14 protein-coding genes are annotated in these 14,407 nt (G+C 65.3%); 7 read left to right on the forward strand and 7 right to left on the reverse strand.

Annotated features, from left to right (window positions below):
* The first annotated feature begins 60 nt into the window (after positions 1 to 60).
* The 4 genes from OCK02_RS19820 (at position 61) to OCK02_RS19835 (ending at position 3,779) form a co-directional block, all read left to right on the forward strand.
* Complete coding sequence (locus OCK02_RS19820) at positions 61 to 669, forward strand: CvpA family protein (protein WP_263814529.1); 609 nt, start codon at positions 61 to 63, stop codon at positions 667 to 669.
* Between the two features lie 259 nt (positions 670 to 928).
* On the forward strand, positions 929 to 2,425 hold the full coding sequence (gene purF / locus OCK02_RS19825; RefSeq protein ID WP_230803497.1) for an amidophosphoribosyltransferase: 1,497 nt from the start codon (positions 929 to 931) through the stop codon (positions 2,423 to 2,425).
* A 93-nt stretch (positions 2,426 to 2,518) separates the two neighbouring features.
* On the forward strand, positions 2,519 to 3,259 hold the full coding sequence (locus OCK02_RS19830) for an SDR family NAD(P)-dependent oxidoreductase (protein WP_230803496.1): 741 nt from the start codon (positions 2,519 to 2,521) through the stop codon (positions 3,257 to 3,259).
* A gap of 259 nt (positions 3,260 to 3,518) precedes the next feature.
* Entirely contained in the window at positions 3,519 to 3,779 is a 261-nt protein-coding gene (locus OCK02_RS19835; protein ID WP_263814530.1) for a GIY-YIG nuclease family protein, read from the forward strand.
* 273 nt (positions 3,780 to 4,052) lie between these two features.
* Here the strand turns inward: OCK02_RS19835 and OCK02_RS19840 are convergent, their stop codons facing one another.
* From OCK02_RS19840 to OCK02_RS19870, 7 genes are all read right to left on the reverse strand, one after another.
* A complete protein-coding gene (locus OCK02_RS19840; RefSeq protein ID WP_263814531.1) occupies positions 4,053 to 5,132 on the reverse strand; it encodes an HlyD family secretion protein in 1,080 nt (359 codons plus the stop codon).
* 38 nt (positions 5,133 to 5,170) lie between these two features.
* The gene (locus OCK02_RS19845) at positions 5,171 to 6,664 is read right to left on the reverse strand and encodes an MFS transporter (protein WP_412178873.1); all 1,494 of its coding nucleotides are present in this window, start codon (positions 6,662 to 6,664) and stop codon (positions 5,171 to 5,173) included.
* A gap of 263 nt (positions 6,665 to 6,927) precedes the next feature.
* Entirely contained in the window at positions 6,928 to 7,377 is a 450-nt protein-coding gene (locus OCK02_RS19850) for a MarR family winged helix-turn-helix transcriptional regulator (protein WP_230803490.1), read from the reverse strand.
* A gap of 192 nt (positions 7,378 to 7,569) precedes the next feature.
* On the reverse strand, positions 7,570 to 8,442 hold the full coding sequence (pssA, locus tag OCK02_RS19855; RefSeq protein WP_263814533.1) for a CDP-diacylglycerol--serine O-phosphatidyltransferase: 873 nt from the start codon (positions 8,440 to 8,442) through the stop codon (positions 7,570 to 7,572).
* 103 nt (positions 8,443 to 8,545) lie between these two features.
* Entirely contained in the window at positions 8,546 to 9,244 is a 699-nt protein-coding gene (locus OCK02_RS19860) for a phosphatidylserine decarboxylase (protein WP_230803486.1), read from the reverse strand.
* A 220-nt stretch (positions 9,245 to 9,464) separates the two neighbouring features.
* Positions 9,465 to 10,541, reverse strand: a complete 1,077-nt coding sequence (locus OCK02_RS19865; protein WP_263814534.1) for an NAD/NADP-dependent octopine/nopaline dehydrogenase family protein — start codon at positions 10,539 to 10,541, stop codon at positions 9,465 to 9,467.
* 46 nt (positions 10,542 to 10,587) lie between these two features.
* Entirely contained in the window at positions 10,588 to 11,049 is a 462-nt protein-coding gene (locus OCK02_RS19870) for an Lrp/AsnC family transcriptional regulator (protein WP_263814535.1), read from the reverse strand.
* A 370-nt stretch (positions 11,050 to 11,419) separates the two neighbouring features.
* Here OCK02_RS19870 and OCK02_RS19875 point away from each other — a divergent pair, with 370 nt between their 5' ends.
* The 3 genes from OCK02_RS19875 to OCK02_RS19885 all read left to right on the forward strand — a co-directional run bounded on the left by OCK02_RS19875 (position 11,420) and on the right by OCK02_RS19885 (position 14,400).
* Complete coding sequence (locus OCK02_RS19875; RefSeq protein WP_263814536.1) at positions 11,420 to 12,160, forward strand: aspartate/glutamate racemase family protein; 741 nt, start codon at positions 11,420 to 11,422, stop codon at positions 12,158 to 12,160.
* Between the two features lie 69 nt (positions 12,161 to 12,229).
* Entirely contained in the window at positions 12,230 to 13,330 is a 1,101-nt protein-coding gene (locus tag OCK02_RS19880) for an extracellular solute-binding protein (RefSeq protein WP_263814537.1), read from the forward strand.
* A gap of 86 nt (positions 13,331 to 13,416) precedes the next feature.
* Complete coding sequence (locus tag OCK02_RS19885; protein ID WP_263814538.1) at positions 13,417 to 14,400, forward strand: ABC transporter permease; 984 nt, start codon at positions 13,417 to 13,419, stop codon at positions 14,398 to 14,400.
* Positions 14,401 to 14,407 lie beyond the last annotated feature (7 nt).

Here is a 14,407-nt window from a genome sequence, read left to right on the forward strand (position 1 = left end):
GAGTGCCGCGACAAATCGCGTCCGGGTCGCAAGAGATTCCTGGTCTGGAGTAAGACAAACATGCCCATCACTCTTCTCGACGGCATCGTCATCGGCGTCGCGCTGTTCTCGGCGGTGCTTGCGATGGTGCGCGGCTTCTCGCGAGAGGTCCTGTCAGTCGCAAGCTGGGTCGGCGCCGCTGCGGCCGCCTACTTCCTCTATCCCGTGCTGGTCCCCTACGCCAAGGAATACACGACGAGCGACACGGTGGCGATCATCGGCTCGGCCGGCGTGGTTTTCCTCGTGGCGCTGATCGTCATCTCCTTCATCACCATGCGGATCGCGGACTTCATCATCGACAGCCGCATCGGCGCGCTCGACCGCACGCTCGGCTTCCTGTTCGGTGCGGCCCGCGGGCTTTTGATCGTCGTCGTCGCCATGCTGTTCTTCAACTGGCTGGTCACGCCGCAGCAGCGGCCGACCTGGGTCGAGAGCGCCAAGTCCAAGCCGCTGCTCGACAATCTCGGCAGCAAGCTGGTCGCGCTCCTGCCGGAGAATGCCGACAATGCCATTCGCGACCGCCTGCTCGGCCGCAGCGCACCAGCCGAAGGCACCGACACCCCGGCAGACGGCACCGACGGAGCGACCGGCGAGGAGCCGGCGGAAGACGCACCGGCCACGAACGGCTGACGACGCCCGGATGACAATGCAGGGCTGCCCCGCGATTTTCGAAAGGGCAGCCGCAACGGAAATCTGGTAGAGTGACTTCGCTACCACTGAAGCCCTCGGACTTCGGTGGTAAAGTCGTTCAGGCTTCCATATATAGGCGTCGCGGTCGCGCAAGTGAGAGGGCCGCGCCATGGCAGTTCCGGCCCGAGGGCCCACACCTGCCGCCAACGAAACGAAGATCGCGCAACCCCGCACCGTCCCGACCAAAGGCTTGCAGCACATGACCGAACTTTCCGTTTCCGACCACCGTTCCGAGCATGATGCCGACGACGATACGCTGCATGAGGAATGCGGCGTCTTCGGCATCCTCGGGCATCCGGACGCGGCGACGCTGACCGCACTCGGCCTGCATGCCCTGCAGCACCGCGGGCAGGAGGCGGCCGGCATCGTCTCCTTCGACGGGCTGCGCTTCCATTCCGAGCGCCGCATGGGCCTGGTCGGCGACCACTACACCGATCCGGCGACGCTGGCGAAACTGCCGGGCAGCATGGCGATCGGCCATGTCCGCTATTCGACGACCGGTGAAGTGGCGCTGCGCAACGTCCAGCCGCTGTTCGCTGAACTCGAGGTCGGCGGCATCGCGATCGCCCATAACGGCAATTTCACCAACGGGCTGACGCTGCGCCGGCAGTTGATCGCCGGCGGTGCCATCTGTCAGTCCACCTCGGACACCGAAGTGGTGCTGCACCTGTTCGCCCGCTCCCGCTATACCTCGACCGCCGACCGCTTCATCGATGCCATCAGGCAGATGGAGGGCGGCTACTCGATGGTGGCCGTGACCCGCACCAAGCTGATCGCCGCGCGCGACCCGACCGGCATCCGCCCACTGGTCATGGGCGAGCTCGACGGCAAGCCGATCTTCGCGTCGGAGACCTGCGCGCTCGACATCATCGGCGCCAAGTTCGTCCGCGACGTAGAGAACGGCGAGGTCATCATCTGCGAGGTCCAGCCGGACGGAACGATCTCGATCGACGCCCGCAAGGCCGGCAACGGCCTGCCGGAACGGCTCTGCCTGTTCGAATACGTCTATTTCGCCCGGCCCGATTCGGTGGTCGGCGGCCGCAGCGTCTATGTCGCGCGCAAGAACATGGGCATCAACCTCGCCAAGGAACACCCGATCGAGGCCGACGTGATCGTGCCGGTGCCTGATGGAGGCACGCCGGCCGCGCTGGGATATGCGCAGGAGAGCGGCATTCCGTTCGAGTACGGCATCATCCGCAACCATTATGTCGGCCGCACCTTCATCGAGCCGACCCAGCAGATCCGCGCCTTCGGCGTCAAGCTGAAGCATTCGGCCAACCGGGCGATGATCGAGGGCAAGCGCGTGGTGCTGGTCGACGATTCGATCGTGCGCGGCACCACCTCGCTGAAGATCGTGCAGATGATCCGCGATGCGGGGGCGACGGAAGTGCACATCCGCGTCGCCAGCCCGATGATCTTCTATCCGGACTTCTACGGCATCGACACGCCCGACAAGGACAAGCTGCTCGCCAACCAGTATGCCGACGTCGAGGCGATGGCGAAGTATATCGGCGCCGATTCGCTGCAGTTCCTGTCGATCAACGGCCTTTACCGCGCCGTCGGCGGCGAGGACCGCAACGACGCCCGGCCGCAGTTCACCGACCACTACTTCACCGGCGACTACCCGACCCGCCTGCTCGACAAGGACGGCGAGACGATGGGTCGCAAGGTTTCCGTGCTCGCCAGCAACGGCTGAGCCGGCCGGGCGGTTTTCATTCGCCGACAAACGCTCTAGAAGGCTGCGGAAACGCGGCCTTCTTTTTTGGCGGCAACAGATGGGAAGAGAATGATGGATATCGACCTGAAGGGCAGGATCGCGCTGGTTACCGGCGCCTCGCGCGGCATCGGTTATTTCACCGCACTTTCGCTGGCCAAGCGCGGCGCCCACGTGATCGCCTGCGCGCGCACCGTCGGCGGGCTGGAAGAACTCGACGACGCGATCAAGGCGGTCGGCGGCACGGCGACGCTGGTGCCCTTCGACCTCGCCGACATGGCGGCGATCGACAAGCTCGGCGGCTCGATCTTCGAGCGCTGGGGCAAGCTCGACATCCTCGTCGCCAATGCCGGCGTGCTCGGCACGATCTCGCCGATCGGCCATGTCGAGGCGAAGGTGTTCGAAAAGGTGATGACCATCAACGTCACCGCCACCTGGCGGCTGATCCGCTCGGTCGAGCCGCTGCTTTTAAAGTCCGACGCCGGCCGGGCGCTGATCCTGTCCTCGTCCGCCGCCCACAAGTGCAAGCCCTTCTGGGGCCCCTACTCCGCCTCCAAGGCGGCCGTCGAGGCCCTGGCGCGCACCTGGGCCGGCGAGACGCAGCGCACGCCGCTGCGCATCGTCTCGGTCGATCCCGGCGGCACGCGCACGGCGATGCGCGCGCAGGCGATCCCGGGCGAAGATCCGACGACTGTCCCGCATCCTTCCGAGGTCGCCGAGACGATGATGCCGCTCGTCGGCCCCGACATGACCGAGACCGGCAAGCTCTTCATCGTCCGCGAGAAGAAGCTGGTCGACTACCGGCTGCCGGAATAGGCACGGGGCCTTGGGCCCTCTCCCTTGAGGCGCCACAGACGTCCGCCCATCCGCCAACACGGAGCGGAAACGCCCTCCCACCCGCCATGCAGGACTCGATCCGGTATCCGGCAGCGCCCTGCCTGCGACGACATGATGCTTTATCGCGCAAGGACTTGCGCGGCTGGATGCCGGCTCGGGGGCCGGCATGACGGAGGGTGAGTGACACCAAATACAACCCAAGCTTGAATTTTGATATTACCGCGCCCATCATGATGCCATGAAGGGATACGTCTACATCCTCGCCTCACAGCGCAACGGCACACTCTACACGGGAGTGACGACTAACCTGCCACGGCGGCTCTATGAGCACCAAAACGATCTCACGCCCGGATTCACAACTCGCTACGGCATCAAGACGCTCGTCTGGTTTGAGGAGCACGACCTCGTCACCGATGCCATCGCTCGTGAAAAAGCCATCAATAACTGGCCGCGGAAATGGAAGCTCGACCTAATAGAGGCCATGAACCCCGACTGGTAGGACATCGCATATTACCTGCACGGGCTGTGATCGCTTCGCGCGTCATCTCTTTCGGTTAGATCCATGCCATGAAGATAGGCCCGCATCCACCCATTCCCCGTCATGCCGGACTTGATCCGGCATCCAGCCACGCCGCGGCGTGAGAAAATGCTTTATCGCACAAAGACTTGCGCGTGCCGAATGCCGGATCATCTCCGACATGACGGGCGGTCAAAGCATCCGGCATGCGGATCGGATTACATGGCCGGCGCCCGGCTCCGGCGTCCATGGATTTCAGCCGTTCGTCGGCGCAGCGGCCTGAGCCGTGGCAGCTCCGTCGCCATCCACCACCGTACGCACGACCACCGACAGGCCTGGCGCCAGGCGGGAGACCTGGTCCTGGCCGGGGTCGATCGAGATGCGGACGGGGACGCGCTGGGCGACCTTGGTAAAGTTGCCGGTGGCGTTGTCGGGCTTGATGACGCTGAACTCTGAGCCCGCGGCGGGCGAGAAGCGCTCGACATGGCCGCGCAGTTGCAGGTGGTCGAGCGCGTCGACGGTGAAGGTCACCTCCTGGCCGGGCCGGATGCGGCTCAGCTGCGTCTCCTTGAAATTGGCGATGATCCAGGTGCCGCTCGGCACGACCGCCATCAGTTGCGTGCCGGCCGAGACGTACTGGCCGAGCTTGACGCCGACCTCGCCGACGGTGCCGTCCTGCGGGGCGATGATGCGGGTGTTGGCGAGATCGATCCCGGCGAGCTCGACGGCCGCCTTCGCGCCGTCGACGGCCGCCTTCAGCGAAGCGCGATTGACGATGATCGACTGCAGGTCCTGCCGCGAGACCTCGAGCTGCGCCTTTGCCTGGTCGACGGCGGCCTGCGCCTGGTCGAGCGTGGTGCGGCTCTGCTCGCGGTCGCTCTCGGCCATGATGCCCTTGGCGGCGAGGTTCTCCACGCGATCGGAGTTTTCCCTGGCGCGGCGCAGGGCGTAGGTGGCGCTGTCGACGGCCGCCTCGCTGGCGCCGATCTTGGCGTTGGCCGACTTCTCCTGCTGGATCGAATTGGTCAGCGCCGCCTCCTGCGCGGCCTGCGTCGCCTTCGCCTGCTCTACCTTCTGATTGAAGATGCGGTCGTCGAGTCTCGCAAGCAGCTGCCCGGCGCTGACGTGCTCGAAGTCCTTGACCGGAACCTCGACGATGTAGCCGGACAGCTGCGGGCTGATCAGGGTGACGGAGCCGCGGACATAGGCGTTGTCGGTCGTCTGCACCGCGCTCCGGAACGGCGGCAGGTCCCAGGCATAGAGCACGAGGGTGACGCCGGCGAGGCCGATGGCGACTGCGGCGGCGGAGGCAAGTTTGGTGAGGATGTTCTTCATGGTCGTTACTCGAAGTTTGTGCGTGGTCGCGACCGGCCTCAGGCCGTCGCGGGATCGCGCTGCGCGCGGATCCTGATGGTGTCGAAGGCCAAGTGCAGCACCAGGCAGATGGCGGCGAACAGCGAGAGTGCGGCGATCAGCACGAACACGTCGTTATAGGCCAGCACGTTGGCCTCGCGCGTGATCCGCTGGCCGAGCAGGCTGGTGCCCTCGGCGTTGAGCAGAGCCCTGTCGGTCAGCGTGTGGCCGTAGGTCGCCGAAAGCTGGCTGACGCGGTTGGCGACGACCGGGTCGGTGAGCGTGATCGACTGGGCGAGCACGTTGGAATGAAACTTCTCGCGCAGCGTGATCATCGTTCCGAACGCCGCCGAACCGAGCTGCCCGCCGAGGTTCTGCGTCGCCAGAAAGACGAGGATGAAGGTGAGGAAGTGGTTCGGTCCCCGCTTGAACGCCTCGCCGATGCCCTTCGCCATCGCCGGCGGCAGGAACATGGCGCTGGCAAGGGCCATCAGCGCCTGGCTGACATAGATGTCGTGCGGGCGGGTCAGGTTGGTGGCGTGGCTATCCATGTAGGCACCGGCGGCGATCAGCAGCAGGCAGACCAGGTGGATGTAGGGCTGGCGTCCCGGCCGGCTCAAAAGCGCGCAGGTGACGCCGCCGACGATGGCCGCGATCGCGATGACGACATAGAGCCCGGTCAACTGGTCGCTCTGGAGGCCGAGCACGAGGAAGAAGTTGGTGGCCGCGGCCGTCTGTTCCGTCAGAAGCAGCCTGAACAGCAGCAGCACGGCGGTGAAATGCAGCATCGACGGGCTCATCAGCCAGCGGTAGTCGATGAAGGGCTTTTCGCGGTTCAGGTCGATCACGATCGCAAGCGTCAGGCAGACGATGGACAGGACCAGCAACGCGCCGAGCCACGGGGCCTCGAACCACCAGTAAAGGCGGCCGGTCGACAGCACGATCGCCATGGAGCCGAGGCCCACGGCAATCAGTGGATAGCAGAGGAAATCCAGCCGCTCGATGGCGCGGATCCGCGGCGGCGAGGTCAGCGGCAGCAGGTAGATCGCGCCGAAGCTCGCCATAGCGAGGCCGAGCTCGAAGATATAGAGCCCGTGAACGCCGCCGAGCTCGAAAAGCGTGGGGAAGGTGATGCGGGTGAGCGAGGGCATCACCGCGATCAGCGTCAGCGCCGCGGGGATGCCGTATTGCAGCTTCTTCTCCGGGACCAGCTTCTCGATCATGTAGAGGAAGCCGAGGCTCGAAAGCGGCGCTGCGGCGAAACCTGCGAAGAAGCGCACGGCGATCGCACCGGCAAGGTCGGTGACGAACAGGTGCAGGATGCAGACGAGCATGAAGAAGAGGATGCTGCATTCGGCGAACCTGCGCAGGCCATACTGGTTGCGCACCTTGACGAGGGCGATCGACAGGCTGACGTTCGGAGCCAGGTAGGCGGCGATCAGCCAGGCGGCCTCGTTCTGCGTGGCGCTGTAGGCGCCCTGCAACTGCGGCAGGTTGCCGGCGATCATGTTCATGCCGAAGCCCTGCGTCAGAAGCAGCAGCGCAGACGCGACGAAATAGGGCCAGGACGGAAGGTTCGGCGACGGGTTGGCGACAGACGCGGGCGGCGGCTCGGCGATGGCATCGGCGGCCGGGGCCTCCGTGCGCGCGGCAAGCCCTGCCGGCGGGTCGTCATTCGCGGCGACGGGAGCGACGATGGGCCCGGCGGACGGGGTCGCGCCGGACGGGGCGCCGACGGTGCGGCTCTCCCCGTCGTTCCGGATCGCGGTGCGCATCGCTACACGCCCTCCCGGCAGGAGGTCGTGGCGGAACTGGAGATCCGCTGCAGGACGCGCACGGCGGTGGCGATATCCTTTTCGCTGACATCGGCCAGCAGGTCGTGGCGCAGGTCCTGGGCGAGCGCCACCATCTCGTCGGCGGCCCTTTCGCCCTCGGGCGTCATCACGATCTGCTTGGCGCGGCGGTCACCCTCGACATTGCGGCGCTGGATGAAGCCCTGCTTCTCCATGCCGTCGAGCAGGCGCACCAGCGTCGGCGTCTCGATGTCGAGTTCCTCGGCCAGTTCGCGCTGGTTGAGGCCCGGCGTCCGGCGCAGGATCAGAAGCGTGCGCGCCCGCGACAGCGTCACTCCCCTCGCCCGCACGCGGGCATCGAACAGCGCCCGCATCTTCCTGCCGGCACGGGAGAGTTCTTCAAGGACGATATCCCGGGGGATCGAGGGTGACATTGCTTAGCCCAACCATAATTAGCACACTAGTAATTAGCGAGTTAAATATCATCGATGAACGAGGATCGCAAGCCGGCGAGAGTTGCGTTTACGCAAGGCTGAGGCGCGACGAGCGCATGCCGCACGCGATCCGGCGCGCAGGCGTGCGCACCGGATGCGGTCAGTACAGAAAGGCGTGAAGCGAGGTGGGCCCTAGCGGCCGTCGCGGGTCTCGGGATCCTCTTCCACCTCGCCGGGGAAGTGGTTTTCCACCGCGGTATCGGCCGAAGGCCAGCCGCCGTACTTGCGGTACCAGGCGCGGGCGCCGAAGGGGAGCGAGACGAGATAGATCGCAACCGTCACCACCATGGTCTCCCAGGTGAAGCTCATCAGGGTGGCGACGTAGATGACGACGACCAGCATCACCGGCAGGACGAAATCCCGGCGGATGCGGCTGCCCTCGGACTTGCCCGACCAGACCGGCACGCGGCTGACGAGGAGGAAGGCGATCAGCACGGTATAGGCGGACGAGACGAGCGCGAAGGGCAGGCTGGGGGCGAGGCCGAGGAAGCCGACATAGACCGGCAGCAGCACCAGCATGGCGCCTGCCGGCGCCGGCACGCCGACGAAATATTCCGACTGCCAGGATGCCTTGGTCTCACGCTCCGACATGACGTTGAAGCGGGCAAGCCGCAGGCCGGCGGCGATCGCGAAGATCAGGGCGGCGATCCAGCCGACCGAGCGCGCCTGGTCGAGGATGAACACATAGAGCACCAGCGCGGGTGCAACGCCGAAATTGACGATGTCGGCCAGCGAATCCATCTGCACGCCGAATTTCGAGGTGGCCTTCAGGAGCCTTGCGACCCGGCCGTCGATGCCGTCGAGGAAGGCGGCGAGCAGGACCATGCCGACGGCGAGCTCGTAGCGGTTCTCGAAGGCGAGGCGGATGCCGGTCAGCCCCGCGCAGATCGCCAGGATCGTGATCATGTTCGGAATGATCACCCGGAGCGGTATCTGCCGCAGGCGCGGCCCGCGCGCCTCGTCGTTGGGGCCGTTCGGCTCGTAGGGGTGAAACGGCGTTTTCATCTCGGCTCGCTTTGCTGGCAGGACCGGCGCCCGCAGGTCAGGGCGCGCGGAATCCCGTTCTGGCGGAACACCGGCCCCGGAATCGTGCGATCCGTGCCGCCTGTCAACCCCGGCGTCCCAGAAGCGGACCCTTGGCGGAACCGAATTCGGCCAGCACCGTCTCGCCGGCGATCGCCGTCTGGCCGACGGCGACGCGCGCTTCCGCACCCGCCGGCAGGAAGACGTCGAGGCGCGAGCCGAAGCGGATCAGGCCGAAGCGCTCGCCGGCCTCCAGATGGTCGAAGGTCGAGGTCCAGCAGACGATGCGGCGGGCGACGAGGCCGGCGATCTGGACCACGCCGATCTCGCCATGGGCGGTGTCGATGACGAGGCCGTTGCGCTCGTTCTCCTGGCTCGCCTTGTCGAGTTCGGCATTGAGGAAGCTGCCGGCGCGATAGGCGATGCGGCGCACGCTGCCGCGCATCGGCGACCGGTTCACGTGGCAGTTGAAGACGTTCATGAACACCGAGATGCGCAGCATCGGCTCGGAGCCGAGCTCGAGTTCGAGCGGCGGCGTCACCATGGCGATGGCCGAGACGCGCCCATCGGCCGGGCTGATGACGAGATCGGGATCCTGCGGCGTGACGCGCTCGGGATCGCGGAAGAAATAGGCGCACCAGGCGGTCAGCACGAAGCCCAGCCACATCAGCGGCTCCCACAGGAAGCCGAGGATGACGGACACCACGAAGAAGATGGCAACGAATTTCCAGCCGTCGCGATGGACGGGAACCAGCGTGTTGCGCACCGTATCGACCAGACTCATGCCATCTCTCCGTTTCAAGTGCCCTGCAACTAGCGCGAAACCGCGGCCGGGGCAATGTGCGCGGCATGATACGGCGGGCAATCGCAAATGGAGCGCCCTCTCCGGCCCGCCCTCACAAGGGGGAAATGGGCGGCAGGCCAGAGGGCTGCTCCACATGCAAATGCCCTGCATCGCGCACTGGTGCAGCGAACGAAGCCTGGATCCCCCGAGGCTTCGGCCTTCAGCCGAAGCCTTTCTCGCACAGGGCCTTCAGGTCGGCGGGCGCCAGCCGGTCGAGCCCCAGGTCAGGCAGGAGATCGTTCTGCGCGGCGAGGTCCTGCTCCATCGTGCCGGAGAAGAGCGCGATGCCGGCGTCGTGCAGCGGCGTCGGACGGCCGGAAATCTGGCCGAGCAGGCTCGTCGGCACGAGGCCGAAGGGCACGTCCTCGTGGATGTAGCGGCTGTCGACGGTCGCCGGACCGAAGCCGCCCCGCCCCTCCTGGTGCATCTGCTGGTTCATCTCGGCGACCGAGGCCATGGGGACATGGAAGGACAGCGAGAAGTGCTCCCTGACCGTGCGCACCGACAGGCCGAAGCTCTCGGCAATGGCCAGCCGCTCGGCGTCCAGCGCCTCGATCAGCGCGCCGACGCGCGGCGTCACATGCTCGCCCTGCCCCCATTTCTCGCCCTTCTCCATGCGGGTCAGGTTGAGCAGGGCGATCGCGAGATGGTTCTGCGGGTTCAGGTTGGAAAGCGCGATCGCCAGCATGCCGTCGCGCTCGACGAAACGGTCGCCGAACAGGGTCGTGCAGAGCGACTTGCCGAGGGCCGCCTCGCTCTTCGGCAAGGTGGCGAAGTCGATCTTCTCGCGCACCGTGCTGACGGCCACGCTGACGAGGTCAGGCTGCTGACGGCCGGTCAGAAGCGTCGTTCCCCACACGATGATCGGCAGCTTCAGGCCGCGCTCGGCACAGCGCTTCGACAGATAGAGCGCGCCGAACGAGCTGTGCGAACTGACGATGACCGGCTGTCCCGGGCGCAGGTGCGGCAGCGCCTGGTCGAAGGCCAGGCGGTGGCCGTTGGTCGGCAGCGCGATGACGACGGCGTCCGCGCCCGATACTGCTTCCGCGCAGTCTTTCGCGACCGCCACCCTGCCCTCGAATTCGACCGCGCCGGTTGCGACCAGCGGGGCGCCGGCGGCGAGCTTTTCCGTCCGCTTGCCCGAAGGCGACCACAGGACGGGCTCATGCCCCGCCTTGGCCAAATATGCGGCCATGCCGAAGGCGATCGATCCGGATCCGAGAATTGCGATGCGCATGACGTTTCTTCCTGTCTTTTCGGTCTGTGGAAACTGCCGGCCGGGGCTACATGTATTTGGTCGGCAGCGCGGTGGTGAATTTCATCTCCTCCATGGCGATGGAGGAGGAAAGGTCGGAGAACTCCAGCCGGTTGATGAGGTTCTGGTACACCTGGTCGTAGACCTCGATGTCGGGAACGACGACCCGCAGCAGGTAGTCGGTCTCGCCCGTCAGCCGATAGGCCTCCATGATTTCCGGAATGTCGCGGATCTCCTTGCGGAAAGCATCCAGCCAGACGGAATTGTGGCGCGGCACCTTGATGGCGATGAAGATCGTCATCCCGACGTTCGCCATGCGCCGGTCGACCAGCGCCACGCGGTTGCGGATCAGGCCCATGTCTTCCATGCGCTTGATGCGGCGCCAGCAGGGCGTATGCGACAGGCCGACCTCGTTTGCAATGTCGACGACGGACCTGTTGGCGTCCTGCTGGAGAATATCGATGATCTTTCGGTCGATCTGGTCGAACATGCCGTCTCCGTTCATTGCGCCCGACCTTCGTTCCGCGAAGAGGTTTTCCCCAACAGGCGCTTCTCGCGCCAAATTGGTTCTTCCCTTGCGCCCGATCCTCGACGAAATTCGCCGCCGAACGACGCAACACCGGGTCGGCTGTCTCCTTCATTGATCAGGAAAAACGACGGCGCTGTAAAGTGTCAAAAAAGCAGGCAGTAGAGTGAAAATTTACGCATCGCCAATTTCTGGTAATTTCATCCTACCGAAACGGGAAAACCACAGGATGACATTGCCGAGGTTTCGGCGGAGATCTGAAAAAACGCAATTTCACCGCATCCGCCCTGTCCTATCGTTTCTCCAGTCAGTAACAATGAGACGGAAGAAGCGCATGAAAAGGATAGGCTTGATAGGCGGCATGAGCTGGGAGAGCACCGCGGTCTACTATCGCCGCGTCAACGAGCAGGTTCGCGACAGGCTTGGTGGACTGAATTCCGCCGATGTGGTTTTGCGATCCCTAAATTTTGAGGGTATCGTGGCGCTCCAGAAGGCCGGGGCGTGGGACAAGGCAGCCGACGCGCTCGGCCAGGTCGCAAGGGAACTGGAGGGCGCAGGCGCGGACATGATCCTGATCTGCACCAATACGATGCATCTGCTCGCCGACGAGGTCCAGGCCAGTGTCGGCATCCCGCTGGTCCACATCGCCGACGTCACCGGCGAGGCGGTGGTCGCCGCCGGCTGCAGGCGCCCGCTGCTGCTCGCCACCCGCTACACCATGGAGCAGGAATTCTACCGCCAGCGGCTGAAGCAGGCGTTCGACATCGACGCCCTCGTTCCGGACGCGGCCGACCGGCAGGACGTCCACGACATCATCTTCTCGGAACTCTGCTGCGGGATCGTCAGGCCGAACTCCAAGGAACGCTACCTCCAGGTCGTCGAGGCGGGCAAGGCGGCCGGCGCCGACAGCGTCGTCCTCGGATGCACGGAGATCGGCCTGCTGGTCGGCCCTGATGACTTCGACATCCCGACGTTCGATTCCACGCTGCTGCACGCGGATGCGGCCGTCGACCTTTCGCTCACGACAGGCATGGCCAGGGCCAGGCCGGCTGGCCAACCTGCCGGGGTGCACTAGCGCAGCAAACAGGCCGCGGGTTATGCCCAGGACAGAGGGCGACCGGGAAATTTTCAACAGGAGAGAGACATGACAGACTTCACGCAGACCCGCCGCTCCACCCTCAAGCTCTTGGCCGCCGGCACCGGCATCCTGGCCGCGCCCTCGATCATCCGCCCGGCCTTCGCCCAGGAGAAGGTGGTCAACATCACCACCTACGACAAGTTCGTCCCGCAGGAGTTCATCGACCAGTTCCAGAAGGACACCGGCATCGAGGTCCGCATCCGCCTGACCGACGACCAGGGCAAGCAGTACAACCTCCTGTCGGCGGAAGGCAGCGCCCCCTCCACCGACATCGTCACCGTGACCGGCCACCGCCTGTCGCAGTTCATCAAGGGCAAGCTGCTTGCCCCGCTCGACACCGCCCGGCTGAAGAACTGGGGCAACCTGGCGTCGGCCTACAAGGGCGCGCCGCAGCTGACCATCGATGGCTCGACCTATGGCCTGCCGCTGCTCGCCGGCTTCGAGGGGCTGGTCCGCAACACCGAGTACACCAAGGCCTCCGACAGCTGGTCGATCATGTTCGACGAGGAATACAAGGGGCTGACGACCTACATCATCTCCGACTTCCTCTCCATCGCCATGCTCTACCAGGGCAATGACGGCGACTACGTCATCTACGAAGGCAAGCCGGAGGAGGCGCAGGCCGCCACCGACAAGGCACGCGACTTCCTGATCGAGAAGAAGGGCCAGGTGCGCAAGTACTACGACGCCGGCTCCGAAGTGCAGCAGATGCTGGTCAACGAGGACGCCTACGTCGCCCAGGCCTGGTCCGGCCCGGCAGCGAAGCTGATCATGGACGGCCACCCGGTCGAACTGACCGTGCCGAAGGAAGGCACCTACGGCTTCCTCTACTCGTTCAACGTCGTCAACAACGCGCCGAACGCCGAGGCCGCCTACACCTTCCTCGACGCGATCCTCTCCTCGCCGGAAATCGGTGCGGCGATGACCCGCCAATCCGGCTTCTCCTCCGCCTTCGCCGGCGTCGAGAACGTCCTGAACGAGCGCGAGCGGGCGGCCAATGCGCTTCCCCCCGAGCAGATGGAGCGCATCAAGTTCTTCTCTTCCGTCAACCGCGACATGAAGAACGACATGATCGACAAGGCTGCGGCCGAGATCAAGGCCGCCTGACCGGCGCGTCCCGACACCGACCGCGAAAAGGACCGGCCCGCTCGGGCCGGTTCGAACCAGAGCTTGTCCAGAGCCGGGAACAGAGAATGGCAGAAAGCATCATGACACCGAGCGGAAAGACGCCGCCCGCCTCCGCGCTCCGCTATTCGGGATGGATCGGGCGCCTTGCCGCCTCCCCGATCTATGCGGGAACGATCGGCCTCATCGCCAATAGCCGGGCCGTGCGCCTGACCATCCTGCTCGGGGTGCCGCTCGTCTGGATCGCGGCCCTGCATATCGGCCCGATCTACCAGATGCTCCGCATCAGCCTGCTGGAGAACTACCCCGAAGCGGTGGACGGCCAGAACGCCTACACGCTCTCGAACTACCGGCTGTTCTTCCAGGAACCGCTCTATTTCGTCCCCTTCATCCGCACGCTGATCTTCGCCGCGCTGGTGACGCTCTGTACGCTCCTGATCGTCTATCCGGTCGCCTACTACGTCGCCAAGGTGGTCAAGCCCAGGAACCGGATGCGGGCGCTGCTGCTGCTACTGCTTCCGTTCTGGGCCGGCGAGCTCATCCGGACCTTCTCCGTCATCATGCTGCTCGCCAACCGCGGCGCGGTGAACGTGCTCCTGCGCGAACTCGGCCTGATCGATCGGCCGATCCCGATGCTCTACACCTATTTCTCGCTGGGCTTCGGCGTCGTGTACCTGATCGCGCTCTACATGCTGCTGCCGCTCTACTCGGCGATCGAGAAGATCCCGCCGCAACTGGTCGATGCCGCCGACGACCTCGGCGCCGGGCCCTGGCAGCGCTTCCGCCGGGTGATCCTGCCGCTGTCGAAGGACGGAATCGTCTCCGGCTGCAGCCTGGTCTATCTCACCACCGTCGGCGTGTTCGCGGCCCCCCTGCTGCTCGGCGGCCCGGAGACCGTCATCTTCCCGGAAGTGATCGCGACGCTCTTCCACGGTTCCAACGACAAGTGGCCGGAAGGGGCCGCGTTCTCGATCATCATGCTCGTGGTCTCGCTTTCGACCGTCGGACTGTTCATGAAGATCGTCGGCGGCCGCTCCGTCCGGCTGATGTGAGGGCAGC

Source organism: Rhizobium sp. TRM96647 (assembly GCF_025780115.1).
Classification (GTDB): Bacteria; Pseudomonadota; Alphaproteobacteria; order Rhizobiales; family Rhizobiaceae; genus Mycoplana.